The organism is Micromonospora sp. DT68, from assembly GCF_049847245.1.
GTDB classification, from domain to species: domain Bacteria; phylum Actinomycetota; class Actinomycetes; order Mycobacteriales; family Micromonosporaceae; genus Micromonospora; species Micromonospora profundi.
In genome coordinates this window covers 151,441-178,012 of sequence record NZ_JBNCNZ010000010.1, presented here as the reverse complement: position 1 = coordinate 178,012, position 26,572 = coordinate 151,441, and the positions used below count along the sequence as shown (strand labels likewise).

The 26,572-nt window shown below is 71.4% G+C and carries 31 protein-coding genes; 14 read left to right on the top strand and 17 right to left on the bottom strand.

Annotated elements, in window-relative coordinates:
- Positions 1-207: 207 nt before the first annotated feature.
- The 3 genes from ACPXB1_RS19880 to ACPXB1_RS19870 all read right to left on the bottom strand — a co-directional run bounded on the left by ACPXB1_RS19880 (position 208) and on the right by ACPXB1_RS19870 (position 3,040).
- On the bottom strand, positions 208-1,941 hold the full coding sequence (locus tag ACPXB1_RS19880) for a DEAD/DEAH box helicase (RefSeq protein WP_355628442.1): 1,734 nt from the start codon (positions 1,939-1,941) through the stop codon (positions 208-210).
- Positions 1,942-2,118: 177 nt separating this feature from the next.
- Positions 2,119-2,781, bottom strand: a complete 663-nt coding sequence (locus ACPXB1_RS19875) for a trimeric intracellular cation channel family protein (RefSeq protein WP_053657445.1) — start codon at positions 2,779-2,781, stop codon at positions 2,119-2,121.
- A 40-nt stretch (positions 2,782-2,821) separates the two neighbouring features.
- Positions 2,822-3,040, bottom strand: coding sequence for a DUF3039 domain-containing protein (locus tag ACPXB1_RS19870; protein WP_007456912.1), 219 nt, complete (start codon positions 3,038-3,040; stop codon positions 2,822-2,824).
- 88 nt (positions 3,041-3,128) lie between these two features.
- On the opposite strand from ACPXB1_RS19870, the gene ACPXB1_RS19865 reads away from it, so the two are divergent.
- Together ACPXB1_RS19865 and ACPXB1_RS19860 are read left to right on the top strand one after the other, a co-directional pair.
- Positions 3,129-4,061 (top strand): pseudouridine-5'-phosphate glycosidase, encoded by a 933-nt coding sequence (locus ACPXB1_RS19865; protein ID WP_167945358.1) that lies wholly within the window; start codon positions 3,129-3,131, stop codon positions 4,059-4,061.
- Positions 4,058-4,957 carry a carbohydrate kinase family protein gene (locus tag ACPXB1_RS19860; protein ID WP_053657447.1) on the top strand — a complete coding sequence of 300 codons (900 nt, stop codon included), beginning with the start codon at positions 4,058-4,060 and terminating at the stop codon, positions 4,955-4,957. The genes ACPXB1_RS19865 and ACPXB1_RS19860 overlap by 4 nt, the downstream gene beginning before the upstream one ends.
- A 30-nt stretch (positions 4,958-4,987) precedes the next feature.
- On the opposite strand, the gene ACPXB1_RS19855 is transcribed toward ACPXB1_RS19860, so the two are convergent.
- Complete coding sequence (locus ACPXB1_RS19855) at positions 4,988-5,344, bottom strand: DUF3099 domain-containing protein (protein WP_053657449.1); 357 nt, start codon at positions 5,342-5,344, stop codon at positions 4,988-4,990.
- Between the two features lie 106 nt (positions 5,345-5,450).
- On the opposite strand from ACPXB1_RS19855, the gene ACPXB1_RS19850 reads away from it, so the two are divergent.
- On the top strand, positions 5,451-5,738 hold the full coding sequence (locus ACPXB1_RS19850; protein WP_197281581.1) for a hypothetical protein: 288 nt from the start codon (positions 5,451-5,453) through the stop codon (positions 5,736-5,738).
- A 14-nt stretch (positions 5,739-5,752) separates the two neighbouring features.
- Positions 5,753-6,064, top strand: a complete 312-nt coding sequence (locus ACPXB1_RS19845) for a hypothetical protein (RefSeq protein ID WP_053657524.1) — start codon at positions 5,753-5,755, stop codon at positions 6,062-6,064.
- Positions 6,065-6,073: 9 nt separating this feature from the next.
- On the opposite strand, the gene ACPXB1_RS19840 is transcribed toward ACPXB1_RS19845, so the two are convergent.
- A complete protein-coding gene (locus ACPXB1_RS19840) occupies positions 6,074-6,655 on the bottom strand; it encodes an HhH-GPD-type base excision DNA repair protein (protein WP_053657451.1) in 582 nt (193 codons plus the stop codon).
- 104 nt (positions 6,656-6,759) lie between these two features.
- Between ACPXB1_RS19840 and ACPXB1_RS19835 the strand changes: the two genes are divergently transcribed.
- The 6 genes from ACPXB1_RS19835 to ACPXB1_RS19810 all read left to right on the top strand — a co-directional run bounded on the left by ACPXB1_RS19835 (position 6,760) and on the right by ACPXB1_RS19810 (position 11,289).
- On the top strand, positions 6,760-8,244 hold the full coding sequence (locus ACPXB1_RS19835) for a DUF7059 domain-containing protein (protein ID WP_425735631.1): 1,485 nt from the start codon (positions 6,760-6,762) through the stop codon (positions 8,242-8,244).
- Between the two features lie 37 nt (positions 8,245-8,281).
- On the top strand, positions 8,282-8,704 hold the full coding sequence (dtd, locus tag ACPXB1_RS19830) for a D-aminoacyl-tRNA deacylase (protein ID WP_425735630.1): 423 nt from the start codon (positions 8,282-8,284) through the stop codon (positions 8,702-8,704).
- Positions 8,705-8,863: 159 nt separating this feature from the next.
- The gene (sigB, locus tag ACPXB1_RS19825; protein ID WP_425735629.1) at positions 8,864-9,880 is read left to right on the top strand and encodes an RNA polymerase sigma factor SigB; all 1,017 of its coding nucleotides are present in this window, start codon (positions 8,864-8,866) and stop codon (positions 9,878-9,880) included.
- A 136-nt stretch (positions 9,881-10,016) separates the two neighbouring features.
- Positions 10,017-10,382 (top strand): ArsR/SmtB family transcription factor, encoded by a 366-nt coding sequence (locus tag ACPXB1_RS19820; RefSeq protein WP_425735628.1) that lies wholly within the window; start codon positions 10,017-10,019, stop codon positions 10,380-10,382.
- A gap of 53 nt (positions 10,383-10,435) precedes the next feature.
- The gene (locus ACPXB1_RS19815; protein ID WP_355598342.1) at positions 10,436-10,885 is read left to right on the top strand and encodes an SRPBCC domain-containing protein; all 450 of its coding nucleotides are present in this window, start codon (positions 10,436-10,438) and stop codon (positions 10,883-10,885) included.
- Positions 10,882-11,289 (top strand): VOC family protein, encoded by a 408-nt coding sequence (locus ACPXB1_RS19810; RefSeq protein ID WP_355598321.1) that lies wholly within the window; start codon positions 10,882-10,884, stop codon positions 11,287-11,289. The genes ACPXB1_RS19815 and ACPXB1_RS19810 overlap by 4 nt, the downstream gene beginning before the upstream one ends.
- A gap of 24 nt (positions 11,290-11,313) precedes the next feature.
- Here the strand turns inward: ACPXB1_RS19810 and ACPXB1_RS19805 are convergent, their stop codons facing one another.
- From ACPXB1_RS19805 to ACPXB1_RS19795, 3 genes are read right to left on the bottom strand one after another with little or no spacing between them, the layout of a single operon-like run.
- Entirely contained in the window at positions 11,314-13,866 is a 2,553-nt protein-coding gene (locus ACPXB1_RS19805; RefSeq protein ID WP_425735627.1) for a GNAT family N-acetyltransferase, read from the bottom strand.
- Between the two features lie 24 nt (positions 13,867-13,890).
- Positions 13,891-15,072, bottom strand: a complete 1,182-nt coding sequence (locus ACPXB1_RS19800) for an acetoin utilization protein AcuC (RefSeq protein ID WP_355598318.1) — start codon at positions 15,070-15,072, stop codon at positions 13,891-13,893.
- A 48-nt stretch (positions 15,073-15,120) separates the two neighbouring features.
- Positions 15,121-15,981 carry a sulfurtransferase gene (locus ACPXB1_RS19795; RefSeq protein ID WP_355598316.1) on the bottom strand — a complete coding sequence of 287 codons (861 nt, stop codon included), beginning with the start codon at positions 15,979-15,981 and terminating at the stop codon, positions 15,121-15,123.
- A gap of 101 nt (positions 15,982-16,082) precedes the next feature.
- On the opposite strand from ACPXB1_RS19795, the gene ACPXB1_RS19790 reads away from it, so the two are divergent.
- Positions 16,083-16,772 (top strand): metal-dependent transcriptional regulator, encoded by a 690-nt coding sequence (locus ACPXB1_RS19790; RefSeq protein WP_053657472.1) that lies wholly within the window; start codon positions 16,083-16,085, stop codon positions 16,770-16,772.
- Between the two features lie 50 nt (positions 16,773-16,822).
- On the opposite strand, the gene ACPXB1_RS19785 is transcribed toward ACPXB1_RS19790, so the two are convergent.
- From ACPXB1_RS19785 to ACPXB1_RS19760, 6 genes are all read right to left on the bottom strand, one after another.
- The gene (locus ACPXB1_RS19785; protein ID WP_355598314.1) at positions 16,823-17,371 is read right to left on the bottom strand and encodes a hypothetical protein; all 549 of its coding nucleotides are present in this window, start codon (positions 17,369-17,371) and stop codon (positions 16,823-16,825) included.
- A gap of 99 nt (positions 17,372-17,470) precedes the next feature.
- Positions 17,471-17,725, bottom strand: a complete 255-nt coding sequence (locus ACPXB1_RS19780; RefSeq protein ID WP_355598312.1) for a DUF5522 domain-containing protein — start codon at positions 17,723-17,725, stop codon at positions 17,471-17,473.
- Between the two features lie 71 nt (positions 17,726-17,796).
- The gene (locus ACPXB1_RS19775) at positions 17,797-18,732 is read right to left on the bottom strand and encodes a DUF2332 domain-containing protein (protein ID WP_355598310.1); all 936 of its coding nucleotides are present in this window, start codon (positions 18,730-18,732) and stop codon (positions 17,797-17,799) included.
- A gap of 49 nt (positions 18,733-18,781) precedes the next feature.
- A complete protein-coding gene (locus ACPXB1_RS19770) occupies positions 18,782-19,006 on the bottom strand; it encodes a hypothetical protein (RefSeq protein ID WP_355628459.1) in 225 nt (74 codons plus the stop codon).
- Between the two features lie 163 nt (positions 19,007-19,169).
- Entirely contained in the window at positions 19,170-19,913 is a 744-nt protein-coding gene (locus tag ACPXB1_RS19765) for an SDR family NAD(P)-dependent oxidoreductase (protein WP_355598306.1), read from the bottom strand.
- A gap of 168 nt (positions 19,914-20,081) precedes the next feature.
- A complete protein-coding gene (locus ACPXB1_RS19760) occupies positions 20,082-20,987 on the bottom strand; it encodes an oxidoreductase (protein WP_425735626.1) in 906 nt (301 codons plus the stop codon).
- 129 nt (positions 20,988-21,116) lie between these two features.
- Here ACPXB1_RS19760 and ACPXB1_RS19755 point away from each other — a divergent pair, with 129 nt between their 5' ends.
- Positions 21,117-21,989 carry a helix-turn-helix transcriptional regulator gene (locus ACPXB1_RS19755; RefSeq protein ID WP_425735625.1) on the top strand — a complete coding sequence of 291 codons (873 nt, stop codon included), beginning with the start codon at positions 21,117-21,119 and terminating at the stop codon, positions 21,987-21,989.
- A 33-nt stretch (positions 21,990-22,022) separates the two neighbouring features.
- Here ACPXB1_RS19755 and ACPXB1_RS19750 read toward each other — a convergent pair whose 3' ends face one another.
- Entirely contained in the window at positions 22,023-22,946 is a 924-nt protein-coding gene (locus ACPXB1_RS19750) for an AEC family transporter (RefSeq protein ID WP_425735624.1), read from the bottom strand.
- A 176-nt stretch (positions 22,947-23,122) separates the two neighbouring features.
- On the opposite strand from ACPXB1_RS19750, the gene ACPXB1_RS19745 reads away from it, so the two are divergent.
- A complete protein-coding gene (locus tag ACPXB1_RS19745; protein ID WP_355598298.1) occupies positions 23,123-23,590 on the top strand; it encodes a hypothetical protein in 468 nt (155 codons plus the stop codon).
- 64 nt (positions 23,591-23,654) lie between these two features.
- On the opposite strand, the gene ACPXB1_RS19740 is transcribed toward ACPXB1_RS19745, so the two are convergent.
- Positions 23,655-24,602 carry a helix-turn-helix domain-containing protein gene (locus ACPXB1_RS19740; RefSeq protein ID WP_355628477.1) on the bottom strand — a complete coding sequence of 316 codons (948 nt, stop codon included), beginning with the start codon at positions 24,600-24,602 and terminating at the stop codon, positions 23,655-23,657.
- Between the two features lie 148 nt (positions 24,603-24,750).
- Here ACPXB1_RS19740 and ACPXB1_RS19735 point away from each other — a divergent pair, with 148 nt between their 5' ends.
- On the top strand, positions 24,751-25,782 hold the full coding sequence (locus ACPXB1_RS19735; RefSeq protein ID WP_355598296.1) for a saccharopine dehydrogenase family protein: 1,032 nt from the start codon (positions 24,751-24,753) through the stop codon (positions 25,780-25,782).
- Between the two features lie 93 nt (positions 25,783-25,875).
- On the opposite strand, the gene ACPXB1_RS19730 is transcribed toward ACPXB1_RS19735, so the two are convergent.
- Positions 25,876-26,508: a DUF4291 domain-containing protein gene (locus ACPXB1_RS19730; RefSeq protein ID WP_425735623.1), complete on the bottom strand. Its 633-nt coding sequence runs from the start codon at positions 26,506-26,508 to the stop codon at positions 25,876-25,878.
- Positions 26,509-26,572 lie beyond the last annotated feature (64 nt).

The window sequence follows — 26,572 nt, the reverse complement described above, 5'->3', positions numbered from 1 at the left end:
CGCGCCCCGCGCCCCGCGCCCCGCGCCCCGCGCCCCGCGCCCCGCGCCCCGCGCCCCGCGCCGAAGATCGTGCTCGAACCAGGAAGTCGTGGCCTCACGCCGCGCCGACACCACTACAACCAGGATCGAGCACGATCTTGGGCCTCGGGGCACGCCGGCGCCCCCAGGTGGGTCGGTTGTTACGGGTGGTGTCGGTGAGAGCCGGCGTCAGAGGGTCTGGACTGTGGCTATGCGTTCCTCTAGCTGCTCGATCGTGGCCTGTGCGCTCGGCGGCCCGCCGCAGAGCCGCCGCAACTCCGCATGGATCTTGCCGTGGGGCTGGCCGGTGCGGTGGTGCCGAGCGGCCACCAGAGCGTTCAGTTGGCGCCGGAGGGCCACGCGGCGCTGGGCGGCGCTCATGGGTGCCGGAGGCGCTGCCGTGGGCGCAGCGGCCGGCTGAGCGGCCCGCTCGGCGGTACGACGGCGCTGGGCGGCCAGTTGCTCGGTCTGCCGCTTGGTGAGCAGCAGCGAGACCTGGTCGGCGGTGAGCAGACCGGGCAGGCCGAGGTATTCCTCCTCCTCGGGGGTTCCCGCTTGCGCCGCGGTGCCGAAGGACGCGCCGTCGAAGATCACCTGGTCCAGTTCGGCGGTGGCCGAGAGGGCGGCGAACCGCTTCTCCAACTCACCGCTGGCCTGCTCGTCGCGCTGCGCCCGCTCCAGCAGGTCGTCGTCGAGGCCGTCGGAGTCCTTGGGCTTGCCGAGCACGTGGTCCCGCTCGGTCTCCATCTCGCTGGCCAGCCCGAGCAGGTGCGGCACGCTGGGCAGGAAGACCGACGCGGTCTCCCCCGGCCGGCGGGCCCGGACGAACCGGCCGATGGCCTGGGCGAAGTAGAGCGGGGTGCTGGCGCTCGTGGCGTACACGCCGACAGCGAGCCGGGGGATGTCGACGCCCTCGGACACCATCCGCACCGCGACCAGCCACCGCTGCTCGGACGCCGCGAACGTCGTGATCCGCGCGGACGCGCCCTGGTCGTCGGAGAGCACCACTGCGGCCTTCTCGCCGGTCACCTGCTCGATGAGCTTCGCGTACGAGCGGGCGGTCTGCTGGTCGGTGGCGATGATCAGGCCACCGGCGTCGGGCATTCCCGCGTTGCGGAGCACTGTGAGCCGGGCGTCGGCGGCGCGCAGCACCTGCGGCATCCAGTCCCCGGCCGGGTCCAGCGCGGTGCGCCACGCCTGCGCCACCAGGTCCTGCGTCATGGGCTCGCCGAGCCGGGCCGCCAGTTCCTCCCCCGCGTTGGTGCGCCAACGGGTCTCCCCGGAGTACGCCAGGAAGAGCACCGGCCGGACGACGCCGTCGCGCAGGGCGTCGGAGTAGCCGTACACCGAGTCGGCGCGGGAGCGCAGCAGCCCGTCTCCGCCCCGCTCGTAGCTGACGAACGGGATCGGGTTGTCGTCGGAGCGGAACGGGGTCCCGGTGAGCATCAGCCGGCGCACGGCGGGTTCGAAGGCGTTCTTCACACCGTCGCCCCAGGACCGGGAGTCGCCGGCGTGGTGGATCTCGTCGAGGATGACGAGGGTGCGCCGGGTCATTGTGCGCCGCCGGTGCACCTGCGGGGCCATTCCCACCTGGGCGTAGGTGACCACCGCGCCGTGGAAGTCGGCCGCGGAGTGCAGGTCGGCGTTGCGGAACGCGGCGTCGAGCTGGATGCCCACCCGGGCGGCGGCCTCGGCCCACTGGTTCTTCAGGTGCTCGGTGGGCGCGACAACGGTGACGGCCTCGACGGTGCCGTCGGCGAGGAGTTCGGCGGCGATCCGCAGGGCGAATGTGGTCTTTCCGGCGCCGGGCGTGGCGACCGCTGTGAAGTCCTCGGTACGGCGGCGCAGGTACTCCACGAGGGCTTTGCGCTGCCATGCGCGCAGTGCCGGGAACGTCTCGAGTACCGGCGTCCGGGCTGCCACGCGAAGCTCCTCTCCGACCGCACGGTGGCGGATCCGGGGCGAGGGCCACGAGTACCGCCGCCCATGAAAACGCCTCCGCGCAGAAGCTGCCGCGAAGGCCGACTCAGCATAACCAGCGCGGGCCGCACAGCCCAGGCGACGCCACGCTGGTCACATCCGTCACTCCGGCCTGCGGTGTCACCACTCCCGGTCGGTACGCGGATCAGCCCCGCCGGTGCGTGGCGGTCGCAGTGTCGCCACAGGGGCGGACCAGCGTCGGCGCAGCGCGATGAGGCGCAGCCCGAAGACCAGCACGACGGCGGCGGTGAGCGGCGCGGGGCCAGTCTGCCCGGTGACGTACAGCAGCACCACTGTCACCGATCCGGCGAGGGCGGCCAGCGCGTAGATCTCCCGGCGCAGCACCACAGGGATCTCGGCGGTGAGCAGGTCCCGGCAGAGCCCACCGCCGATTGCGGTGAGCATGCCGATCAGGCAGGCGCCGACCGCCGGCACGCCGGCGTCGAGCGCCTTGAGCGTGCCGGTGACTGTGAAAAGGCCGAGGCCCGCAGCGTCCAGCACCAGCACTGTGGTGCGCAGTCGGGCGAGTTGGGGATGCAGCCAGAAGACGGCGAGGGCGGTGATCGCGGCGGTGGCCGCGTACCGCCAGTCGGCGAAGGCCAGTGGCGGGACCTCGTCGATGACCAGGTCGCGGAAGATTCCGCCGCCGAGGGCGGCCACGAACCCGACGAACGCGACACCGAACAGGTCGAGTCGCTTGGCCACCGCCGCAGAGGCCCCGGAGGCGGCGAAGACGGCCACTCCGGTCAGGTCGGCAAGGAGCAGGCCGGTGGAGGTGGTCACCGCCGCAGGCTACGTCGCCGGCCCGAAGACCTGCCTCAGTTCACTCCCGGTACGAGTCGTAGATCTCCTTGCACTTGGGGCAGACCGGCGAGCCCGGCTTTGCCGCCTTGGTGACCGGGAAGGTCTCCCCGCAGAGAGCGACGACGAAGGTGCCCATGACGGCACTCTCGGCGATCTTCTCCTTGCGGACGTAGTGGAACATCTCGGGACCGGTGTCGGCGTCCTTCAGTTCCGGACGCTCGAGAACCTCTGTGCTCACGTTGGCACCTCCGGCCGTCAAGTTTGGCAGGTCAAAACGGATGGGTCCACTTGAGGTCTGTCCGGAACCGACCCGTACCGTGCCCGATGTGACTGACTTTCGCATCAGCTACGGCACCGAAGTGGCCGAAGCCCTGCACGACGGGCGGCCCGTTGTCGCCCTGGAGAGCACAATCGTCTCGCACGGCCTGCCCCGCCCGGAAAACCTCCGGGTGGCGCGGGAGATCGAGCTTGCGGTCCGGGACGCCGGGGCGGTGCCGGCGACGATCGGCATGATCCGTGGCGAGCTTGTGGTCGGCCTCGATGACGCGCAGCTCACAAGGCTCGCGACCGTCGATGGTGTGGCCAAGCTCTCGGTCCGTGACCTGGCGGTGGGTGCGGCGACGGGCGCGGACGGAGCGACCACGGTGGCCGCGACCAGCGCGGTCGCTGCGGCGGCCGGCATCGAGGTGTTCGCCACCGGTGGGCTGGGCGGCGTGCACCGGGAGGCGGCGCACACCTTCGACGAGTCCGCCGACCTCATCACGCTGGCCCGGACCCCGATCACCGTGGTCTGCGCCGGCGTCAAGTCGATCCTCGACGTGGGCGCCACGCTGGAGCGGTTGGAGACCCTCGGCGTCGCGGTCGTCGGTTACCGCACCCACCGGTTCCCCGGGTTCTACCTCACCGACGGCGGCTTCGACCTGGACTGGTCGCTGGACTCGCCGGAGCAGATCGCCGCGGCTCTGGCCGCCCGTGACGCGCAGGCCGTCCACACCGGCGGCCTGATCGTCGCCAATCCGCTGCCGGTCGACGAGCAGTTGGACCCGGAACTGCACGACCGGACCCTCGCCGACGGCCTGGCCCTGCTGGAGCGCGACGGGGTGACCGGCAAGGCCGTCACGCCGTACCTGCTGGCGCACTTCCACTCGGCCACCGAGGGGGCGAGCCTGACGGTGAACGTCCGGATCATCCTGCGCAACGCCGATCTTGCCGCCCGGATCGCGGTGGCCTCGGCCGCCCGCACCGCTACGCCGGCATGACCCGACCGGCCCGGATGGTCGTCGTCGGGGACGTGATCACCGACGTGCTCGCGGTGCTGTCCGGTCCACTGGCGGCCGGTTCGGACACCAGGGCCGAGATCAGCCTCGGTGGTGGCGGGCAGGCGGCCAACACCGCCGCCTGGGTCGCCGCGCAGAAGGTGCCGGTCACGCTCGTCGCGGCGGTCGGTGACGACGACGCGGGGCGTGACCGGCTGGCCGAGTTGGAGCGGGCCGGCGTCGACTGCGCGCTCGAGCGGGTCGAGGACGCCCCGACCGGCACTGTGATCGTGCTGGCCACCGACGGCGAGCGGACCATGGTCAGCCAGCGGGGCGCGAACCTGCGGCTCAGCGCCGAGCACGTCGACCGCGCCCTCGCCCAGACGCCCGACGCCGGGCATCTGCACCTGTCCGCGTACACCCTGTTGGACGACGCGTCGCGCGGCGCGGGGCTGCGGGCGTTGGCCGCCGCCCGCGAGCGTGGGCTCACCACGAGCGTCGACGCGGCCTCCGCGGCGCCGCTGCGGCGGGTGGGCGCGGCGGCCTTCCTGAGTTGGGTACGCGAGGTCGACCTGCTGCTTGTCAACGCGGACGAGGCCACGGTGCTGGCCGGCGGGTTGGACCCGGCGGCGCAGGGGCGGGCGTTGTCGGCGACGGCCCGGCGGGTGGTGGTCAAGGGCGGCGCGGCGGGGGCGGTCTGGGTCGACCGGTGGGCCACCGTCAGCGTGGCGACGGCCCGGCGGGTGACGGTGGTGGACGTCACGGGGGCCGGGGACGCCTTCGCGGCCGGGCTGCTCACCGCGTGGCTGGCAGGTGCCACGCCGACCGCTGCCCTGGATCGCGCCACCGAACTGGGCGCGCTCGCCGTCTCGACAGTGGGGGCGCGACCACGGCCGTGATCTGTCGGGCCCTGGCCCGCGCGGCGCGGGTCAGGGTTCGGCGTCGATGATCTTGTGCGGGTGCTCCTCGGTGGTGAGGCTCATCGGCGGGGAGTCGTCCGTCCGGCGGGGGCGGAAGCGGTTGGCCAGCCGGTGCTCCTCCTTGGGCGGCCTGTCGTTGGCCAGCAGCACCGCCAGCCACGGGATGACCACCATGCCAAGGGCGCACAGGGGCAGCCAGAGCCACAGCAGCGGGGCCTTCACGCCGACCAGGATCGCGCCAGCGACGATGCAGGCCACCCGGATGCCCATCATCAGGACATAGCGGCGCTGACGGCTCGTGAGCTGATCGTTCTGGCTGCGCGAGGCGTCGGTGATCAGAATCGGCTGGTACGCCTGACGCTTCACCTTGGACCTCCTCGAGGGGTTACGCCTCATCCTGTCACCGCGAAGCCGTGATCAGCGAAATTTGCCGCATACCGCGTCGTGTTACGCGCGTGGTACGCTGCGCCCCGTGGGCAGCAGGTTCAGCTTCACCGACGAGGCGTTGGCCAACCTGAGGGTCTACGACGTCACACCCGGGGAAGTCTGGGAGGCGCTGCACAGCGCCCGACGGGTCATCCGCCACCTGGGCGACGACGTGATGGTGGTCTACGCCGCCGCCCGACGGGGTCGCCGACTGGCGGTGCTGCTCGCCGAAGCCGATGGCAGCGACAACGACTGGGACATCCTCTCCGCCCGCGAGCTGAGCGACGTCGAGTCCAAGCGCTACGACGAGGCCGTGCGGAGAGATCGCCGATGAGGGGGGCCGTGACGATGCACCGTAACGACGCGACCAAGCAGTTCCACAGCGGCGACGACCGGATCGCCGAGTTGATCGACCATAGTCCGGCGGTGGACCTGCCCACCCCCGACACCGACGTGCCGATGGTGAGCCGATCGGTCCGGCTGCCGCTGGACACCTACGAGCGGGTCCGCGCCGCCGCCGACGCCCGGGGCATCGGCGTCACCACGCTGATGCGGCAGTGGATCGAGGCCGGCCTGGCCGACCTGGACGACTCGGCCACCGTCTCGCTCGCCGACGTCCGGCGCGCGCTGGCCTCGCTGGCCCACCCGACCGCCGCCTGAGCGCACCGCTCAGCCGTCGGCGGCCTTCGCCTTCGCGGCCGCCTTCATCTGCTGCTTGTACTCCCGCACCCGGCGCAGCGAGTCGGCGTCGGTGACGTCGGCCACCGACCGGTACGCGCCAGGGTCGCCGTAGCCACCGGCCGCCTTCCGCCAGTCCTGCGGCGTCACCCCGAACCGCTTGCCGAGCAGGGCCACGAAGATCTGCGCCTTCTGCTTGCCGAAGCCGGGCAGCTCGCCGACCCGGCGCAGCAGCTCCGGCCCGTCGGTGACGTCCGACCAGAGCAGCGCCGCGTCCCCGTCGTAGCGCTCCACCAGGACCCGGCAGACCTCCTGCACCCGGGCCGCCATCGCCTTCGGGAACCGGTGCAGCGCGGGCGGCTGGGCGAAGAGCGCCACCAGCGCGTCCCCGTCGTACCCGGCCAGCTCCGCCGCGTCCAGATCGTGACCGAGCCGCTGGCTCAGCACGTACGGCGAGGAGAACGCCTTCTCCATCGGCACCTGCTGGTCCAGGGTCATGCCGATGAGCAGGGCCAGCGGGCTGCGCTCCAGCAGCCGGTTGGCTTCGGGGTCGATGGGAAGCACGAGCGTCATGCGGACATCCTGCCTCGCCCGCTGACCCGCCGGACACCGACGCACCGGATCGGTTGCGGCGGGTGGTGCCGACCGGGGACGCGGCGAGAGGCAGGATGGCGGGTGTGGACCAACACGACATGCTGCTCTCCCCTGCCGGTGTCGACGCGCTGCGCACCGCGCTGACCCGCGCCGGGTTCACCAGCGACGGCATCGCCGGCCGGCTCGGCGCGCAGGCCACCGGCTCGGTCGCGCGCAACGACTACCGGGCCGCCCTGCGCGCCACCGAGGACCGCGATCCGCTCGCCACCCTGATCCGGGTGTTCATCTGCGACCAGACCGAGTCGGAGCCGACGGTGGCCGCCGCGCTGGCGCCGTTGACAGTGGCCGAGGCGCTCGCCGGTGGGCTTGTCGAGCGGCACGGTGACGGCCTGCGCGCCGGTGTCGACCTGGAACCGTACGGCGAGGACTGGTGGGTGCTCGCCGACGTGCCGGGCAGTGCCCGACCGGGGCAGCCACTGCGTGCCGAGCACGTGCTGGGCATCGGCGGGGCCACCCAGACCCTGATCGGCGCGACTGTGCGCCGCCCGGTCGACACCGCGCTCGACCTGGGCACCGGCTCTGGCGTACAGGCCCTGCACCTGGCCACCCACGCCCGTTCGGTGACCGCCACCGACCTCTCCGAGCGGGCGCTGCGCTTCGCCGCCACCAACGCCGCCCTCAACGGCCAGGACTGGGAGCTGCTGCGCGGCGACCTTGTCGCTCCGGTGGCGGGCCGGCGCTTCGACCTGGTGGTGAGCAACCCGCCGTTCGTTGTCGGCCCGGGCACCACCACGCACGTCTACCGCGACTCCGGGCGGGTGGGTGACGCGATCGGCGCGGAGCTGGCCGCCGCCGCCCCCGACCTGCTCACCGAGGGCGGCACCATGCAGTACCTGGCGAACTGGGTGCACGTCGCCGGTGAGGAGTGGGACGAGCGGGTCGCCGACTGGTTCGCCGGTACCGGCCTGGACGCCTGGGTGATCCAGCGCGAGGTCGCCGACCCCATGGCGTACGTCGACCTGTGGCTCACCGACGTCGGCGAGAGCACCGATCCACAGCGGACCGCAACCTGGCTGGACTGGTTCGACGCGCACAAGGTCGAGGGGATCGGCTTCGGCATCGTGTCCCTGCGCCGCGGCGGGCACGCCGACCCGATCATCCGCGTGGAGGACCTACGGCAGCGGGTCGAGCCGCCGCTGGGCGCCCAGGTGGGCGCCTGGTTCGACCGCCAGGACTTCCTCCGGGTACGCGACACCGAGGCGCTGCTCGCCGAGCGTTACCGGGCCGCCGACGGCCTGCAACTGCGTCAGGAGGCCACGATGGGTGACGAGGGCTGGGCGGTGGACCGGCAGGTCCTCGCGATGCCGCACGGCCTGCGCTGGACCGAGGAGATCGACCCGTTGGTGCTGGCGCTCGTCGGTGGCGCCGACGGCCGGCTGCCGCTGCGTGACCAGCTCGCCCTGCTCGCCGCTGCGCACGACGTGGAGCCCGACGAGATGGCCGAGGCCGCCGGCCCGATCGTTGCGCATCTCGTGGAGCGCGGCTTCATCGAGCCGGTGACAGCGTGATGCGGGCACCGGTAGTCGGCACGCAGGTGGCCCGCTGATGCGCGCTGTGGTGCAGACCGTCGGCCGGGCCAGCGTGACTGTGGACGGCGATGTGGTCGGCGCGATCGACAACGGCCTGCTGGTGCTGCTCGGTGTGACCCACACCGACACGGCCGAGACCGCCCGCACGATGGCCCGCAAGGTGCACGAGCTGCGGATCCTGGACGACGAACGGTCCGCCTCCGACACCGGCGCGCCGATCCTGGTGGTCAGTCAGTTCACCCTCTACGGCGACGCTCGCAAGGGCCGCCGTCCAACCTGGACCGCCGCCGCTCCCGCCGAGGTCGCCGAGCCGCTGGTGACGGCGGTCGTCGAGGCACTGCGCGAGCGCGGTGCGAAGGTCGAGACAGGTCGTTTCCGCGCCCACATGCTCGTCGAGAGCGTCAACATCGGACCCCGCACCATCCTCTTGGACCTCTGACCCGGCCACCGGCTTCATTCACGACAATGATCCGGTCGGATCCTGTCCGGTGCCCGATCGCCTCACTCCCGTTTCACGCCCCTCCCGCCAAGCTGTGTTTCACACCGGCACCACTGAGCCGGAAAGACGGCACAGACGTGGACACGGGGAGAGACAGAGATGGCCCTGCAGATGACGGAACACCGGATGCGCCCGGCAGCCAGCACCGACACCGACGCGCCCACCGAGATCCTCGCCGACCTGGACGCCACCGACGAGCGCGGCATCTCCACGGACCTGGTCCGGGCATACCTGAACGGAATCGGCCGGACGAAGCTGCTGACTGCGGCACAGGAGGTCGAGCTGGCGCGGCGCGTCGAAGCCGGCCTGTTCGCCGACGAGAAGCTCGCGACCTGCACCCCGGTCTCGCCGGAGTTGCGGGCCGACCTGGAGCTGATCGTCGCCGAGGGACGGGCCGCCAAGGATCACCTGCTGGAGGCGAACCTGCGGCTGGTGGTCAGCATCGCCAAGCGCTACACCGGCCGCGGGATGGCCTTTCTGGACCTGATCCAGGAGGGCAACCTCGGCCTGATCCGCGCCGTGGAGAAGTTCGACTACACAAAGGGCTACAAGTTCTCCACGTACGCCACCTGGTGGATCCGCCAGGCGATCACCCGCGCCATGGCCGACCAGGCACGCACCATCCGCATCCCGGTGCACATGGTCGAGCAGGTCAACCGGATGGTGCGGGCCCGTCGCGAACTCGCCGTGACGCTCGGCCGCGAACCGACTGTCGCCGAGGTGGCCCGCGCACTGGAGATCCCCGAAATCCAGGTCATCGAGCTGATCTCGTACGACCGGGAGCCGGTCAGCCTGGACCAGGCGGTCGGCGACGACGGCGAGAGCGCACTCGGCGACTTCGTGGCCTCGGTGGACCCGCGCAACGAGCCCGGTGACAGCGCCGCCCAGGGCGAGTTGCGCAACGAGGTGAGCATCGTGCTGTCGACGCTGTCCCAGCGGGAGCAGGCGGTGATCCGGCTCCGGTTCGGCCTGGACGATGGTCGCCAGCGCACCCTTGACGAGGTCGGTCGCGAGTTCGGCCTGTCCCGGGAGCGCATCCGGCAGATCGAGAAGGTGACGCTGCTGAAGCTGCGGGCTCCGGAGCGGGCGCAGCGCTTGGAGGCGTACGCCTGCTGAGGCACACGGTCCACACGGAAGGCCCTGGCGGTTCGCCGGGGCCTTCCGTGCTGTCGAGGTGCGGGACGCGGCCGTCGAGGTGCTTGACGACGGCACCGATCCGCGATAAACCATTTGGTTATACAACCAGGAGGTTATGGTGGGACCGGAGCTGTTGGATGCGACGTTCGCGGCGCTTGCCGACCCGACCCGGCGAGCAATCCTCGCCCGGCTCGCGATCGGTGAGGCGACGGTCACGGAGCTGGCAGCGCCCTTCGAGATGAGCCAGCCAGCCATCTCCAAGCACCTCAAGGTGCTGGAACGGGCTGGCCTCGTCAGCCGGGGGCGGGACGCCCAGCGCCGGCCGTGCCGCCTGGAGGCACGCCCACTACGGGAGGCCACGGCCTGGCTCGCCGACTACCGCGACTACTGGGCGGAGAGCTACAGGCGACTCGACGACCTGCTCGACGAACTCCAGGCCACCGACAGGCGGGACGCGACGCAGGGCGGGACGGGCAGGTGACAGGCACCGACGACCCGATCGTCGTACGCGCACCGGGCGATCGGCAGATCGTGATGAGTCGCCTGTTCGAGGCACCGGCCCGGCTGGTGTTCGCCGCGTTCACCCAACCCGAGCTGCTGGTCCGCTGGTACGGGGCGCGGGGCTGGCGGCTGGTGAGGTGCGACATCGACCTGCGCGTCGGCGGACGGTGGCGGTTCGAGTCGCAGGGCCCGGACGGCGCCCGGATGGCCCAGGCCGGCGTCTACCGGCAGATCGATCCGCCACACCGGCTGGTCTGCACCGAACTCTTCGACGACCAGTCCTACCCGGGCGAGACCCTGGTCAGCCACGAGTTCACCGAGCTGGCCGGACGAACAACAGTCACCACCACGCTGCTCTACGCCACCGCAGAGGGGCGGGACACCGTGCTGCGCTACCCGATGGCTCGGGGCATCGGGCAGAGCTTCACGCGGCTCGCCCAGCTGCTGCGTACGACAACCACGACACGAGGAGAGCAACAATGAACTGGACGTTGGAAGTGGTGATCGTGCCGGTTTCCGATCTGGACCGGGCGAAGACGTTCTACGCCGACCAGCTCGGCTTCGCGGTGGACCACGACACGGTGATCGGCGACGACGTCCGCATCATCCAGCTGACACCGCCAGGGTCCGGCTGCTCGGTGGTGATCGGCAAGGGCGCGGTCCCGCAGATGCCACCGGGCTCGCTCAAGGGGCTGCAACTGGTGGTGCCCGACATCGAGAAGGCCCGCGCGCAACTTGTCGAACGCGGCGTGGAGGTCAGCGAGATCCAGGTGGTCGGGCGCAACCCCCGGCCCGTGCCGCACCCGTTGGACAACGTCGGCTTCGTCCACTTCACCGACCCCGACGGCAACGCCTGGGCCGTCCAGCAGATCTCCAGCCGCGCCTGAACCGCTGCCCGCTCGGACCTCTGCTCACAGGCGGCGAGGGCCGGTGTCCGGGCGGGCCGCCGGACCTCCCACCTGGACCTGGGCGTGCAGGACCGTGATGCCGTCCGGACGGGCGAGCACCGGGTTGAGGGTCAGCGACCGCACCCGGGGCTGTTCGTCGGCGAGCTGACCCACCCGCAGCAGCAGGTCCGCGAGGGCCGCCCTGTCGACAGGCGCCGCACCCCGGTGCCCCCGCAGCAGCGGCGCGGCCCGGGGTTCGTCGACGAGTTCGGCGGCGTCGCGGTCGGTAAGCGGCACCGCCCGCCAGGCCCGGTCGCCGAGCAACTCGGTGGCCACCCCACCGAGACCGAAACCGACCACAGGCCCGAACGCCGGATCCTCCATCACCTCCACCACGCAGGCCACCCCCGGCGGGACCATCGGCTGCACCAGGACCTCCGCGCCGAAGCGGGCGGCCAGTTCGGCGTACGCCCGGCGGACCGTCGCCTCGTCGGGCAAGTCGAGCCGGACCGCGCCGAGGTCGACCCGGTGCCGCAGCCCGGGGGCAGCAGCCTTGAGCGCCACCGGGAAACCCAACCGCGCCGCTGCGTCCACCGCCGCGTCGAGCGAGTCGACGGACACCGACGCCACAGGTTCGATGCCGTACGCGGCCAGCAGCGCGTTCGGGTCGGGGGAATCGCGGAGCGCTGCCTGGGCGGCGGCACGATCGACACGGAGCAGCTCGGGTGCCATCCCGGGTGGGCGGCGCAGCCATTCGGCGTACCGGTGCACGCGGGCGAGAGCGCGCACGGCCTCCTCCACGCCGCCGTACGCGGGCATGCCGGCCGGCGGTCGGCCCACCAGGAACGTCGCCACCGTCGGCTTGCCCAGCGCCAGCGCGGCCGGCAGCGCGGCGATGACGTCGGCGTCCACATCGGTGAGTTGACCGGGCAGCGGCGGGGCGAATACCACCACCAGGGCGTCCACCCGGTCGTCGCTCGCCGTCTCCGCGAGGGCGGCGGCGAATTCGGCGGCACCGGCACTCGGCCCGACGTCGCGGGGATAGCCGTCGACGACGGTGAGGCCCTGCCCGACGCAGGCTGTCGCGGCCAGACCGGTCAACGCCGAGGAGTTGCCGACCACGCCGACCCGGCCGCCGGCGGGCAACGGCTGGTTGGCAAGCAGCACCCCCACGTCGAGCAGTTCCGACACGGTGTCCACCCGGATCACGCCGGACTGGGCGAACAGGGCAGCCACGGCCACCTCGTCCGGCCCGGCCGAGTCGCCCACCCCCGGCGGTCGGGCCGGTGAGGCGAGCGCGACCACCGGCTTGGAACGACCGATCCGCCGGGCCAGCCTGGCGAACTTACGCGGGTTACCGAACGTCTCCAGATACAACATGATCACGTCGGTGCCGGGGTCGTCCTGCCAGTACTGAAGCAGGTCGTTGCCCGAGACGTCGGCCCGGTTGCCGGCCGAGACGAAGCTTGACAGCCCCAGGCCGCGCCGGTCGGCCTCGGCGAGCAGCGCAACCCCGAACGCACCGGACTGGCTGAAGATGCCGACCCGACCAGCCGGCGGCAGCGCCGGGGCGAGCGTGGCGTTGAGGCGTACCGTCGGATCGGTGTTGGCCACGCCGAGACAGTTCGGGCCGACCACGCGCATCCCGGCGGCGTGCGCCGCGCGGACCAGCGCCCGCTGGGTGGCCGCGCCCTGGGCGCCGGCCTCGGCGAAGCCTGCCGAGATGACCACCAGGCCGTGCACTCCGGCGGCGGCCGCGTCGGCGACGACCGCGGTCACCGCCGCGGGCGGGACCGCCACCACCGCCAGGTCCACCGGGACCCCGGCGTCGACAGCCGACGGGTACGCGGGAAGCCCCGCCACCGTCGACGCGCTCGGATGCACAGGCACCACGGCACCTGTGAAACCACCGTCGCGCAGGTGCCCCAGCACTGCCGCGCCGACGCCCTGACCCGTGGCGCTGGCACCATAGAAGGCGACGCCGCGCGGGGCGAGCAGCCGGGCGATCGAGCGGGCCTCGGTGCGATGTTCCCTGCCGAACTGCACCTCAAGCGTCGCCTCGGTGGGCGCGATGGGAAAGCTCAGATGCACCACGCCGTCGGCGTACTCGCGCTGGACCTGGTAGCCGAAGTCGGAGAAGACCCGCAGCATCGTCCCGTTTGTCGGCAGCACCTCGGCGACGAAGCTCATGATGCCGTTGCGCCGGGCGGCGTCGGCCAGGTGCTCCATCAGCACCGACCCGATGCCCCGGCCCTGGTAGGCGTCCTCCACCACGAAGGCCACCTCCGCCTCCGGGGCCTGCGGGCCGAGCCGCTCGTAACGACCGACAGCGACGATCTGCTCGCCGGCAAGCACCACGAACGCCTCCCGGTCGCGGTGGTCGACAGTGACGAAGCGGATCAGATCCCGTTCCGGGATGCGCGGGTACGGCGAGAAGTACCGCAGGTAGCGGGTGCGCTCGGAGAACCGGCTGTGCATCGCCACGATGGCCGGCGCGTCGTCCGGGCTGATCGGTCGCAACTGGACGGCGCTGCCGTCGCTGAGCAGCACGTCCACCGGTTGGTCCACGGTTGTCACAGGTGCCGTCCTCCCCGGCCCGGCTCAGTCCCGCGGATCGTGCGGGTCGAGCCCCAGCAGCGGGAACACCGTCCTGCGGGTCGCCGCGATCGCCCGGTCCACAGCGTTGGGCTCACCTGTCGGCTGCCACGGCTCGTACGACGGGTCGACGTCGTCGGTCATCCGCAGCGGAATGTCCCGACCCGGACGGCGGGCGGCGGCAAGCTTCCGCCAGGCCGGCGGGGTGAGCGTCGCCGGGTCGATCGGGGCGCCGGTGGCCACTGCCAGCAGGTGGGTCCAGGCCCGGGGCACCACCTCGACAAGCGCGTACCCGCCGCCGCCGGTGGCCACCCAGCGGCCGTCGCACAGCTCGTCGGCGAGCGCCCGCAACGCCAGGTAGGTGGCACGCTGCCCGTCGACCGTCAGGCTCAGATCGGCAAGCGGGTCGAGCCGGTGCCCATCGGCGCCACACTGGCTGACCAGCACCTGCGGCCGGAACGCGCGCAGCACCGACGGCACGATCGCGTGGAACGCCCGCTGCCAACCGGAGTCGTCGACACCCGGCGGCAGCGGCATGTTGACAGCGGTGCCATGCGCGCCCGGCCCACCGGTCTCGTCCGGAAAACCGGTGCCGGGAAAGAGCGCGAGCGGGGTCTCGTGCAGGCTGACAGTGAGTACCCGAGGGTCGTCCCAGAAGATCTGCTGCACGCCGTCGCCGTGGTGCACGTCCACATCCACGTACGCGATGCGCTCGGCACCCAGCTCCAGCAGTCGGGCGATGGCAACGGCCGGGTCGTTGTAGACGCAGAAGCCGGAGGCCCGGGCGGGCATCGCGTGGTGCAGGCCACCTGCCACGTTCACCGCCCGCCTTGCGTCGCCGCGCCACACCGCCTCGGCGGCGGCCACCGTGGCACCGGCGATCAACGCGCTCGACTCGTGCATCCCGTCGAAGACCGGATTGTCGGAGGTGCCCATCCCGTACCCGGCGAACAGCGGGTCACGCGGCGCGGCCCGCACCGCCGCCAGGTAGGCCGGGTGGTGCACGCTGGTGAGCAGGGCCTCGTCGGCGGGCTCCGGTTTCACGATGCGCACGCCTGGCCGGTCGAGGATGCCCAGCTCGCGGGCGAGCGCGAACGTCAGCTCCACCCGTACCGGATCGAGCGGATGGTCACCCATGTCGTAGGCGAGCAGCGACTCGTCCCACACCACCACCGTGTCGTCGGACATGAGCCCATGGTCGCACGAGGACGGCCGGGCCCCCACCGCACGTGCTGGTCAGTGGCCAGGTGTCGACCCGGAGGCGACCGGCCGGGCGGGATCGGCCACCCAGTTGCTCCACGATCCGACGTAGAGTGCCGCATCCGTGCGGCCGGCCAGATGCAGCGCCAGGATCGCCTGCGCGGCGGTCACCCCGGAGCCGCAGTACGCCCCGACGTCCCGCGCCCCGGTCACACCGGCTGCGGCGAACCGCTCCCGCAACACGTCGGCGGCCGGGAAACGCCCGTCCGGGCCGACGTACTCGCCGGCCGGCAGGTTCGCCGCGCCGGGAACGTGGCCCGCTACCGGGTCGATCGGTTCGACCTCGCCCCGGTAACGGGGCGCCGCCCGTACGTCGAGGAGCACGGCGTCGTCGGCGGCAGCCAGCGCGGCGGCCTGCCCGGCGTCGAGCACCGGCAGGTCACCGGGGCGCACCTCGACGTCGCCCGGACTCGGGGCGGGTGCCGTTGTGGAGACGGGCCGACCGGCGGCGACCCAGGCCGGGTAGCCGCCGTGCAACACGCGGACCGCGCGGTGCCCCGCCCAGCGCAACGTCCACCAGGCGCGGGCTGCGGCCAGGCCGTCGCCACCGTCGTACACCACGACGGGGTGACCGGCGCGGACGCCGGCGGCCCGCAGCGCCGCCTGCAACGCGGCCGGATCGGGAAGCGGATGCCGGCCGCCGACGCCGGGCGGCCCGCAGAGCGCGGTGTCCAGGTCGACGAAGACCGCGCCGGGCAGATGGCCGGCCAGGTAGTCGTCATGGCCGGGCGGGCCGGTGAGCCGCCAGCGCACGTCGAGCAGGGTGGGCGGATCGGTGTCGTCGAGCTCGGCGGCGAGCCGACCGACTTCGATCAGCGGCTCCTCAATTCCGGACATGGCGACCATCAAACACCATCCAGGTCAGGACCCGCGCGGTTCGGCGGCGGTCGCTGGCCGAACAGCGAGGTACCATCGTGCACCGGAGGGCCGCTGCCGCTATGAAGTCTCACGACCTGGTCGACACGACCGAAATGTACCTGCGCACCATCCTCGAGTTGGAGGAGGAGGGCGTGCCGCCGCTGCGCGCGCGCATCGCCGAGCGCCTACGGCAGAGCGGCCCCACAGTGAGCCAGACCGTCGCCCGGATGGAGCGCGACGGCCTGCTCACCGTCGAAGGCGACCGGCAACTGACCCTCACGGCGCTCGGCCGGGGCACCGCCGTCTCCGTGATGCGCAAGCACCGCCTCGCCGAGTTGCTGCTGGTGAACGTCATCGGGATGCCCTACGAGGAGGCCCACGAGGAGGCCTGCCGTTGGGAGCACGTGATGAGCGACGCCGTCGAGAAGCGGGTGTACGACCTGCTCAACCGGCCGACCCGCTCCCCCTACGGCAACCCGATCCCGGGTCTGGAGGCGCTGGGCTCCCCCGAGACCCAGGCCACCGAGGCCGGCGAGGGTGAGCGCAACCTGGCATTCCCCGGTCTCACCGGGCCGGTGGTCGTGCGCCGGATCTGCGAGAGCGTGCAGACCGACTCCGACGTGCTGCGCCAGTTGCACGCCGCCGGTGTCGACCCGGGTGCGACTGTGACGGTGGCTCAGGAGCGTGACGGGGTGTCGATCGACAGGTCCGGCGACCGCGTCCGGCTGCCGCGCGAGGTCGCCTCGCGGGTCTTCGTCGCCGCCGGCTGACCTGCTGCTCGGCTGACCTGCCGCTGCTCGCTGCCCGTCCGGCCTGGGCGTCACAGGGCCCGGGTGTCCACCTTCTTGGCCAGCGCGATCAGCTCCCCGGCGACCTTCTCGGCCGCCGCGCGCTCGGTGCCGCGGGCGCTGGTCCAGGTCAGAGTCGCCAACCGGCCGTCGGTGGCCAGCCAGCCGACCTCGACTGCCGGGCCGTGGCCGCTCGCGGCGGCGACGGTACGCCGGTACGCCTGCTGACCCAGCCCGGTGACCTTCGTGGTCTTGGTGGGCACCACGTCCGCGCCGAACGTGGTCTTGTCGACCGACGTCTCGGACACGCTCAGCATCAACTCCGGCAGCGGCGCGTCCCCGGCCCGCACCACGCAGGTGTGCGTGTCACCTCGTTCGCTGGCCGCCGCCACGTCGAAGCGCACCTTCACCAGTTGCTCGATGAGCGCGAAGTCCAGCAACCGGCAGGCTCCGCCCGAGGACGCCGCCGCCACGTCCACAGCGATCGGCACCGGCGGCGGGACCGCCACCGGCTCGGCGTCGGCGGCACAGCCACTCACCAGCAGTCCGGCCAGCCCGGCGACCATGATCCGCCCGCGCACGCTCCACCCTCTCGCCGACCGACGGCGGTAGGCGCCCGCCGGGTGTCCGTCGGACACCGTACGGGGTGTCCGGGTTCGGCGGAAGTCCTCGTTTCGCCGTTATCCGCAGTGTGGATCGTCCACGTACGGGCAGTGTCGGCAGCCGCGTCCACAGCAGGTGCCGCGCCGGGCCAGGAATTCGGCGCTGAGCACGAACAGCCCGCTCGCCGGGTCGAGGTAGCCGGCCTCACCGCTGGCCAGCGCGGCGGCGTGCGCGGCGAGGATCTGCTCCCGGTCGGGATGCCCGAGCGGCAGCCGCGACGGGTGCGGTTCGGTGAGCGGCCGGTCGGCCAGGGGTCGTCGCTCTCCGCTCACCGCAGCAGTCTAGGCAGCGACGAGGAGCGCGGTGCTGGTGGCGGCACGCCCAGACCGGTCTGTGTGCGGCGTCAGCCGAACCACGTCATCGCCTGACCGTGGCCCCGCGTCCAGGCCAGCGGCGTTCCATCCAGGGCGAGGACGTTGTGCAGCCCCTCCCCCGACGGTGTCGGCAGCCCGTCGTACGGCAGCACCTCCGGCGCCTCGTTGGCGACCCAGTGACCGGGCAGGTCACGGACCAGCCGGACGAACGCCTCCCGGCGCGGCACGGGCACCTGGTAGAGCACCGAGGTGTGGAAGACCACAAGCGTCGCGTCGACAGGCGCCCGCGCGGCAAGCGCCGGCAGATCGTCCACCAGGTCGCCACGGACCAGCAGCGGCGGATCGGCAGCGGCGACCGCCGCAGCAGCTTGCAGCCGCGACCGCCGGTGCGCGTGCTCCGGCCAGATCAGCGCGTCCAACCAGGACACGTCGTCGGGGTCGGTCACGTCGAGGGGGTTGAGGTCCAGGCCAGCCCGCCACACCACATCGGGTACGCGTGCCGGCGGCACCAACCCGCTGGCCGCGCACTCCAGTACGGGCTCGCCGGAGCCGACCCGCTGCTCGCCATAGCGGTATGCGTACCGGTCGGGATAGAGGCAGAGTCCGGCGGACGCGCCGACCTCCAGCAGCGCGAGCGGCTGCGGCAGCGCGGCGAGCACCGGCAGTAGCACAGCGCACCGACCGGCCTCGTTCGTCTGGGTGGCCCGGACGCGCATCTGCGCCTCGATGACCGGCCAGTTCGCCACCGCGTAGTCGTGGAACGCCGCCGGGTCCTCGACCGGGCCGCCGAGCCATCGGACGACGCCGAACAGCAGGTTCGGTTGCCGCTTGGCCGGGGGCAGCCCGTCGAGCAGCGCGAGCACCTCGTGGTCGCGGGACACCGCCAGGGACAGCCGCTCGTACGCGGGCGAGACCCCTCGTACCTCCCGGGTGGCGAATCTGGCGTACGCCTCGGCGGTCGTCATGCAGTGATCGTCGCAGCCTCGCGGTCGGACCGCTTCGAGGGCGCCCGGGTCAGCGTCGATCTTCGGTGAAGGCGGCACGCGGGTCGATGGCCTGACCTCGTGCGTACTCCTCGCCGAAGGCCGCTGGGCCCAGCGCCTCGATCGCGGCGTCGGCGTACGTGAGGGCGGCACGCGCTGTTGCCCGCTCGGCGTACCAGCCCTTCGGAGTCGCCGCGCAGAGGACTTCGAGTGCGTCGAACTGCGCCGCCGCCACCCGCTCAGCAATCTCGTTCACGTCTGCATCTCTCATGTCTTTCGGGACCAGCGGCGAACGAGCGTACCTCCTGCCGAAGACCGGCCAACCGGACCACCGTGACCTGCGGATATGTCCGGACAAGCCAGTCGGTGATCAGGTCAGCCAGCCCGGCCGGTGGACGATGCGGCGGTGAGCCGATGAATCAGATGGTGAAGCCGCCGTCGACGTTGACCGTCGCCCCGGTGATGTAACGCCCGTCGGGGCTGGCGAGGAACGCCACCGCTGCGGCCACGTCGGCTGGCACCGCATAGTGGCCGAGGGCGGTGAACCCGTTGATCGTGTCGGCATCAGGGCCGTCGGCCGGATTCAGTTCGGTGTCCGTGGCCCCTGGATTCACGAGGTTTACAGTGATAGCTCTGCTACCGAGTTCGCGTCCGAGCGCCTTGGTGAGGCCGATCAGAGCGGTCTTACTCGTTGCGTACAACGAGAAGCCCGGGAAAACCGCCCGCTCCGCCACGTTGCTTCCGATGTTGATGATCCGCCCACCGGCCGACATGTGGCGCACTGCGGCCTGCGACGCCACGAACGGTGCCCGGACATTGACAGCGACAGTCTGATCGAACTCTTCCAGGTTCAGTTGCTCCAGCGGTCCGAGTAGGAACGCGCCGGCATTGTTGACCAGGATGTCCAACCGACCCAGCTCACCGGCAACCTGGTCCACTGCGGCAACCACTGCTGCCGGATCGGCACTGTCGGCCTGCACGGCGATCGCCCGCCGACCCCCAGCCTTGATCTTGTCCACCACATCGTTGGCGCGTTGCTGGTTCTGCTGGAACGTCAGCGCCACATCGGCGCCCTCCTCGGCCAAGCGCAAAGCGACTGCAGCGCCGATACCACGACCACCACCCGTAACGAGGGCTACCTTGCCATCAAGTGCCATGTTCATGACACAAAGTCTGGTCGGCGAAAGCCGAGCCGTCTGGCGGTGATCGGACGCCGCGTTCGCGAACCGGCTGACGTCGCCGACGAGTCGGGCCGTGCCGGAAGGGCCGAGGCCCGGCGGCTGATCGCGACGCTGCGGATTGCCGTCGACCGCCGGCGACAGCGCCGTAGGTCAGAGGTAGCTGACGCCGGTCAGTTCCTCGGCCGCCGCCCACAGCCGCTTGCCGACAGCCGGATCGGCGGCCTCACGGCTGAGCCGGGCCTCGGTGACCCTGCCCCGCGTCTCCCCGAGCAGGGCTGGGCCGAAGAACTGGCCACCCCGCACACCGGGTTCGGTCGCGGCACGCAACTGCGGCAGCGCGCCCTGCTCCACCGGCTGGGTTGCCAACAGCCCGGCCCGCGCGATCAGCCGCCCGAACCGGCCACGGTGCTCCCAGGCACGCGGAGTCAGGTTGGTACGGGTGAGACCGGGGTGGGCCAGCGCGCTGACGATCGGCGATCCGGCGGCGCGCAGGCGGCGGTCCAATTCGATGCCGAAGATCGTGCTGGCGAGCTTGGACCGCCCGTAGGCGGTGGATGCCCGGTAGTTCCGTTCGAACATCAGGTCATCGAAGTCCAGGTGCGCGTTCTTGTGGGTGATCGAGCTGAGACTGACCACACGGGCTTCCCGCGCCGCGGCCAGGTTGCCGAGCAGCAGGCCGGTCAGTGCGAAGTGGCCAAGCATGTTGGTGGCGAGCTGCAGCTCGAATCCGTCGGCGGAGGTGCGGCGCGGGCCGAGCAGGACCACCCCGGCGTTGTTTACCAGCAGGTCGATCGCCGGGTGGTCGCCGGCCAGCTTCGCCGCGAAGGCCCGCACGGAGGCGAGGGATGCCAGGTCAAGCTCGCGCACCTCGACGTCGCCGCCGATCCGGCGGGCGGCCTCCTCGCCTGCGGAGGTGTCGCGAACGGCGAGCACGACGTGGGCGCCGTGGCTGGCCAGTTCGGTGGCGGTGACCAGGCCGAGGCCTGAGTTCGCGCCGGTCACGACGGCGACCCGACCGCGCTGGTCGGGGATGCGGTCGGCGGTCCATCCGGTCATCTGCTGCTCCTGGGGTGTCGGTGCGTTGGCCACCGACGGTAGGAGCGTTCCGGGCCGGTTCGGTCGTACTCGTTTGCCTAGGTCTGCGGGACCTACCTTCGGCGGTCCGGTCCGCTGCACACTTGCGGCATGACCCGCCTTCATCCGTACGCTCGCGAGCTCGGGGACTTCCTACGCGCTCGGCGTAGCCGGCTGCGTCCACACGAGGTCGGCCTGGAGCCGGGCGGCCGGCGCAAGGTCACCGGGCTGCGGCGCGAGGAGTTGGCCCTGCTGGCCGGGCTGAGCACCGACTACTACCAGCGGATCGAGCAGGGCCGGGAGGTACGCCCGTCCGACGACGTCCTGGACGCGCTTGCCGGCGCGCTCGGCCTCGACGACAAGGAACGCCGGCACCTGTTCACCCTGGCCCACGCCGCCCGCCGGTCGATGCCCACCCGGGTGAACCGCGACCCGGAGCGGGTGCCGGAGGGCACACGGCGTCTGCTGCGGGTGCTGGACACCCCTGCTGTCGTACTCGGTCGGCATCTCGATCTGCTCGACTGGAACCCGATGGCGCAGGCGCTGCTCGGCGACCCGGACGCCTACCCGACCGACCGGCTCAACATGCTCCTGTTGCTGTTCGACGACACGCTGACCGGAGAGCGGAGCTGTCCGGACTGGGAGCAGCAGGCTCTGGACTACATCGGCATGATGCGGGCCGCCGTCGCCACCGACCCCACCCACCCACGCGCCACCGCGATCGTCGGCGAGCTGAGTATCCGCAGCGCCCAGTTCCGGCGGCTGTGGGCCCAGCACGACGTACGCGAATCGGTAAGCGGCACCAAGACCTTCCGGGTTCCCGAGGTAGGCGACATCGTCCTGGACTGGGACACGTATCCCCTGCCGGGAAATCCCGGCCCCGTCATGCTCGTCTTCACCGCTGAGCCGGGCAGCGCCCACGCGGACCGGCTGCAACTCTTGGCGTCGTTGCACGCCACCCGCTCGGCACTCGCCAGCGGATGATGCCGAGCTGATCAATGACTGACGGGCGGGTCACTACCCGAGCAACGCCGCTGCGGCGGCCAGGGTGACCAGCGACATCGTCGTGGTCAGCACCACCGCCCGGCTGGCCACCGCCTCGCCGACGCCGTACTCCTGGCTGTAGATGAACGTGTTCTGCGCTGTCGGCAGGCCCGCGCACACCACCACGGCGAGCAGCTGCGGCCCGGACAGGTGCAAGGCAAGCCCGGCCGCGTACGCGATGACCGGTTGCGCGACGAGCTTCAGCGCGGTGATCACGGCCAGCTCTGCCGGCCGGGCCGGCTCTGCCCGCGACGGCGCCGTGGGGTGCAGCGACGCGCCGAGCGCGACAAGGGCGGCCGGAGCCGCAGCGCCCGACAGCAGGGTGAGCGGCGCGGCGGCCGCCGACGGCAGATGCAGGCCGGCAGCCGAGCACACGACACCGAGCAGCGACGCCAGGATCACCGGGTTGCGTACCGGCAAGGAGGCGATACGGCGGACCCGTACCCGCCCGGCCGGATCGGTGTGCCTGTCCAGTGCGACCAGGATGACGGGCGTCACCACAAGCACCTGCAGCAGCACCACCTCCGCCAGGAACGACACGGTGCCGAGAACCTGCGTTGCGATCGGGATGCCGAGGTTCGCCGAGTTCACGTACCCGGCGGCCATGCCCCAGATCGGCTGTTCGCCGGTCCTGCGACCAAACAGCCAGCTCGCGACGACCCACCCGAACCCGACGACCGCGGCAGTGCTCAGCCCGAAGGCGAGCAGCGATCGGCTGGCGAACCCGGAAAGCGGCATTCGGGACAGGGCCAGGAACAGGGCGGCCGGCATCGCGAGGTGGAACACGAACCGGCCGAGCACCGACGCCGCCGCCTCGCCCAGCAGGCCCCAACGGCAGGCCGCGTAGCCGACAGCGGTGAGGATCCAGATCGGCGCGAACGCCGACACCAGGCTCATACGGGCGTCACCGGCGGGCGTCGCGCCGGCTCAGGGAATGGCAGGCGTACGAGTCGGGTAGCACGAGCTCAGCCTCGCATCCCGTCCGACCGCGCAAACATCCCGCCCATCGCACGGACCTGTCCGGAACCACAGCCTGCCTCGCCGAAGGCCGACCATCAGGCATCATGGGCGCCGTGAGCGACGGATACATCCGCCTGATTCCGACCGACCTGCGCTGGCAGCCGACTCCCGAGGCTGCCGCCGCAGCCAGGGCCTACGTCACAGGACTTTTCTCGGGGCCGGGCGATGACGTCGAGCATGTCGAATATGAGTTCTACGAACACGTCACGCTCATCGACGCCGGCGAGAACACCAACCGTGTCACATGTCCGCGCTGTGCCGGCGACATCGACCTGGAGTGGCTCTTCGACCTGATCGAGGAGAACGGGGAGAGCTTCGATGAGCTGGACGTGACGGTTCCCTGCTGCGCGGCGACGGTTCCGCTGAACGCTCTTCACTATGACTGGCCAGTCGGCTTCGCCCGCTTCGAAGTGAGCGCCATGAACCCGACGCGCGCCAGATACGAGCTTGATGCACAGGAACTCGCCGAGGTGTCCGCCGTTCTCGGTCATCCCGTGGCGCAGGTCCTTGCGCACTACTGACCTCAGGGGCGTCAAGAGCGACCGGCGATAGGTGCTGTTTATCGCCGGTCGCCCGGGCCGGTCATCAGCCGTGGCCGCCGGTGAGTTCCACGCCGTCGAAACTTCGGCCTCTACGCCCGAATGTCTGGCGGTAGGTGTCCGGTGGCACGCCGACGGTGCGGTGAAAGTGGCGGCGCAGAGTGGTCGCGGTGCCCATGCCGGCCGCTGAGGCGATGGCGTCGACGCTGTCGTTTGTGCTCTCCAGCAGTTCCTGTGCTCGGCGGATCCGTTGCGTCAGCAACCACTGCAGCGGGGTGGTGCCGGTGACCGACCGGAACTGCCGGGTCAGATGGCGCGAGCTCATGTTCGACTGGCGGGCCAGATCCTCCACCGTGAGTGGCTGATCCAGTCGCCGCATCACCCAGGGGAGCAGGTCGGCCAGGGCATGCTCGTCCTGGGCCGGCACGGGGGTCGTGACGAACTGGGCCTGGCCGCCTGCTCGATGCGGCGGCACGACCAGGCGGCGGGCTGCGATATTGGCGACCGCTGAGCCGTAGTCGCGTCGGACCAGATGCAGGCACAGGTCCATCGCCGCGGCCTTGCCTGCCGAGGTGAGGACACTGCCGTTGTCGACGTAGAGCACATCCGGGTCGACCGTCACCTGGGGATAGCGCGCGGCGAGAGTGTCGGTGTGCGCCCAGTGGGTGGTCGCGCGCAGCCCATCCAACAGACCGGCGGCGGCGAGCACGAACACGCCAGTGCACAGGGAGACCACCCGCGCGCCGACCTTGTGGGCCGCACGTACCGCCTCGACCAGCTCGGCCGGCGGGTCCTGGTCGATGTCCACCAGGCCCGGGACGATCACGGTGCCGGCGTCTGCCAGGCGGTCCAGCCCGCAGTCCGGCTCCAGCAGGAACCGGCCGAGCCGAACGCTGCGTGTGCCGCATACCCGGAGGTCGTACCAGGGGCCGGGCACTGCGTCCGGCCGAGTGCCGAAGACCTCGTAGGCCAGCGCCAGCTCGAAATGCAGCATCCCCTCGGTGGCGGCAACCGCGACGGAACGCGGGGAGAGAGTCACGTCCGAAATTGTACGGGTCATGTCGTTCCAGACACTGGCCGGCTTCAATCAGCCAAGGAACGATCTTCAGCAGCAGACGACTTCACACAGGCAGGGGCACGCCATGGCAACGGGTCGAAACATCGCGGTCTACGGCGCGTACGGACACACTGGCCGTTTCGTAGCCGCCGAGCTGCGCGAACGCGGCTACACCCCGCTACTGCTCGGCCGGAACCACGACAAACTGCAGGCCCTGGCGCAAGCCTTCCCGGGCTCACCACAGCGGTACGCGACGGTCGACAGCCCGACCCTGCTCGATCGAGCGCTCGACGGCGCGGACGCGGTGATCAACACAGCCGGGCCGTTCGCCACCACTGCGGGCCCCGTCATCGAGGCGGCACTGCGCGCCGGCATCCCCTACGTCGACGTGGCAGCCGAGATCGAAGCGAACGTCGACACGTTCACGGACTTCGCGCAGCGCGCCCACGCCGCCCGCATCGCGGTGCTGCCGGCGATGGCCTTCTTCGGCGGCCTCGGCGACCTGCTGGTCACCACCGCGATGGGCGACTGGACGTCGGCGGACGAAGCACACATCGCCTATGGTCTGAGCAGCTGGCACCCCACCGGCGGCACGCTGGCCGCCGGCGCGGTCTCGTCGCAGCGACGCGGCGGCCGTCGTGTCCGCTACGCCAACGCACAGCTGCAGTACCACGACGACACGCCGTCGACAGTGGACTGGCCCTTCCCGGCGCCGCTCGGCCCCCGAAGCGTCATCAGCGAGTTCACAATGGCCGACGTCGTCACCATCCCCAGCCATCTGGCCATCCCGCAGGTGCGCACCTACATGACCACCGAAGCAGCCTCAGACCTGCTGTCTGGAGATCCCACGGCCCCACGCGCGGTCGACGACCGCGGGCGCTCCGCACAGACCTTCATCGTCGACGTCCTCGTCCGCTCCGGCGGCACGCAACGCCGCCTGAGCGTCACCGGTCAGGACATCTACGCGGTCAGTGCACCACTTGCTGTGGAGGCGATCGACCGCATTCTCACCGGTCGCACCCGGACCACAGGCGTCGCCTCCGCCGGCGCGATGTTCGACGCTCCTGACTTCCTCGACGCCCTGTCCACCCATCTCACCGTCCACTCGCCGGCCTGAACCTCGGCGGGCAACTCGCAAGCGGACGGTTCCGACATCATCCGCCCGGAGCGTAGAGCCGCGACCGGGACGCGTCGCTGCGCCGAGCGGCCATCACTGTGCGTGTTGCTCGGGCACTTTTCGTGGTGTCAGGGCGGCGTCGAGACCGGCGGCGATCTGATCCGGCAGCGGGTAGACCTGCTCGACAGGCAGTTGAGCTGTCGCCGCCTGTTCGTCGCCGCCGCGCAGGAGGTTCCGGATCTGGTGCACCCTGGGGGTGATGTCGGTGATGGCTACAACCCAGTCGTCGACGTACCGGTCGACGGCCTCGCGGGACAGTCCAACCTGCAATGACCGGTACGGCAACGCCGTCAGTTGCAGTGACCGTTCCGGATCCCACTGCACTCGTACGGGGCTGGTCTTCAGTTGCCGCGACCAGGTCGCCCTGTCGCCGTGCAGGTCCTTGTCGTAGTGACTCAGGCTGGCTCGCGCCAGGGCCCACTCGAATCCCTCCCGCGTGATGTCGATGGACAGCACGCGTTCTTGCCCTGGCTTGGTGGCCCAGCCGCAGCGGTACATCATCCACAGAAACGACGGCTTGATCCACGTCATCCGGTCCCGCTTGAAGGGAGCCACGAAACGGCCGGCCGCCACCGCCGGCAGCGCTATCTGTGGGGGATACGCCTGGTACACGGTGATGGTGTCGGCCGAGTAGTGGGCGCGGATCTGGCGGGCTGGAACGGACATCATCTGATCGTCACCGATGGGGACCCGAGCGCTCAACCAAGATTCCGCTCCGACCGCGCGGCCG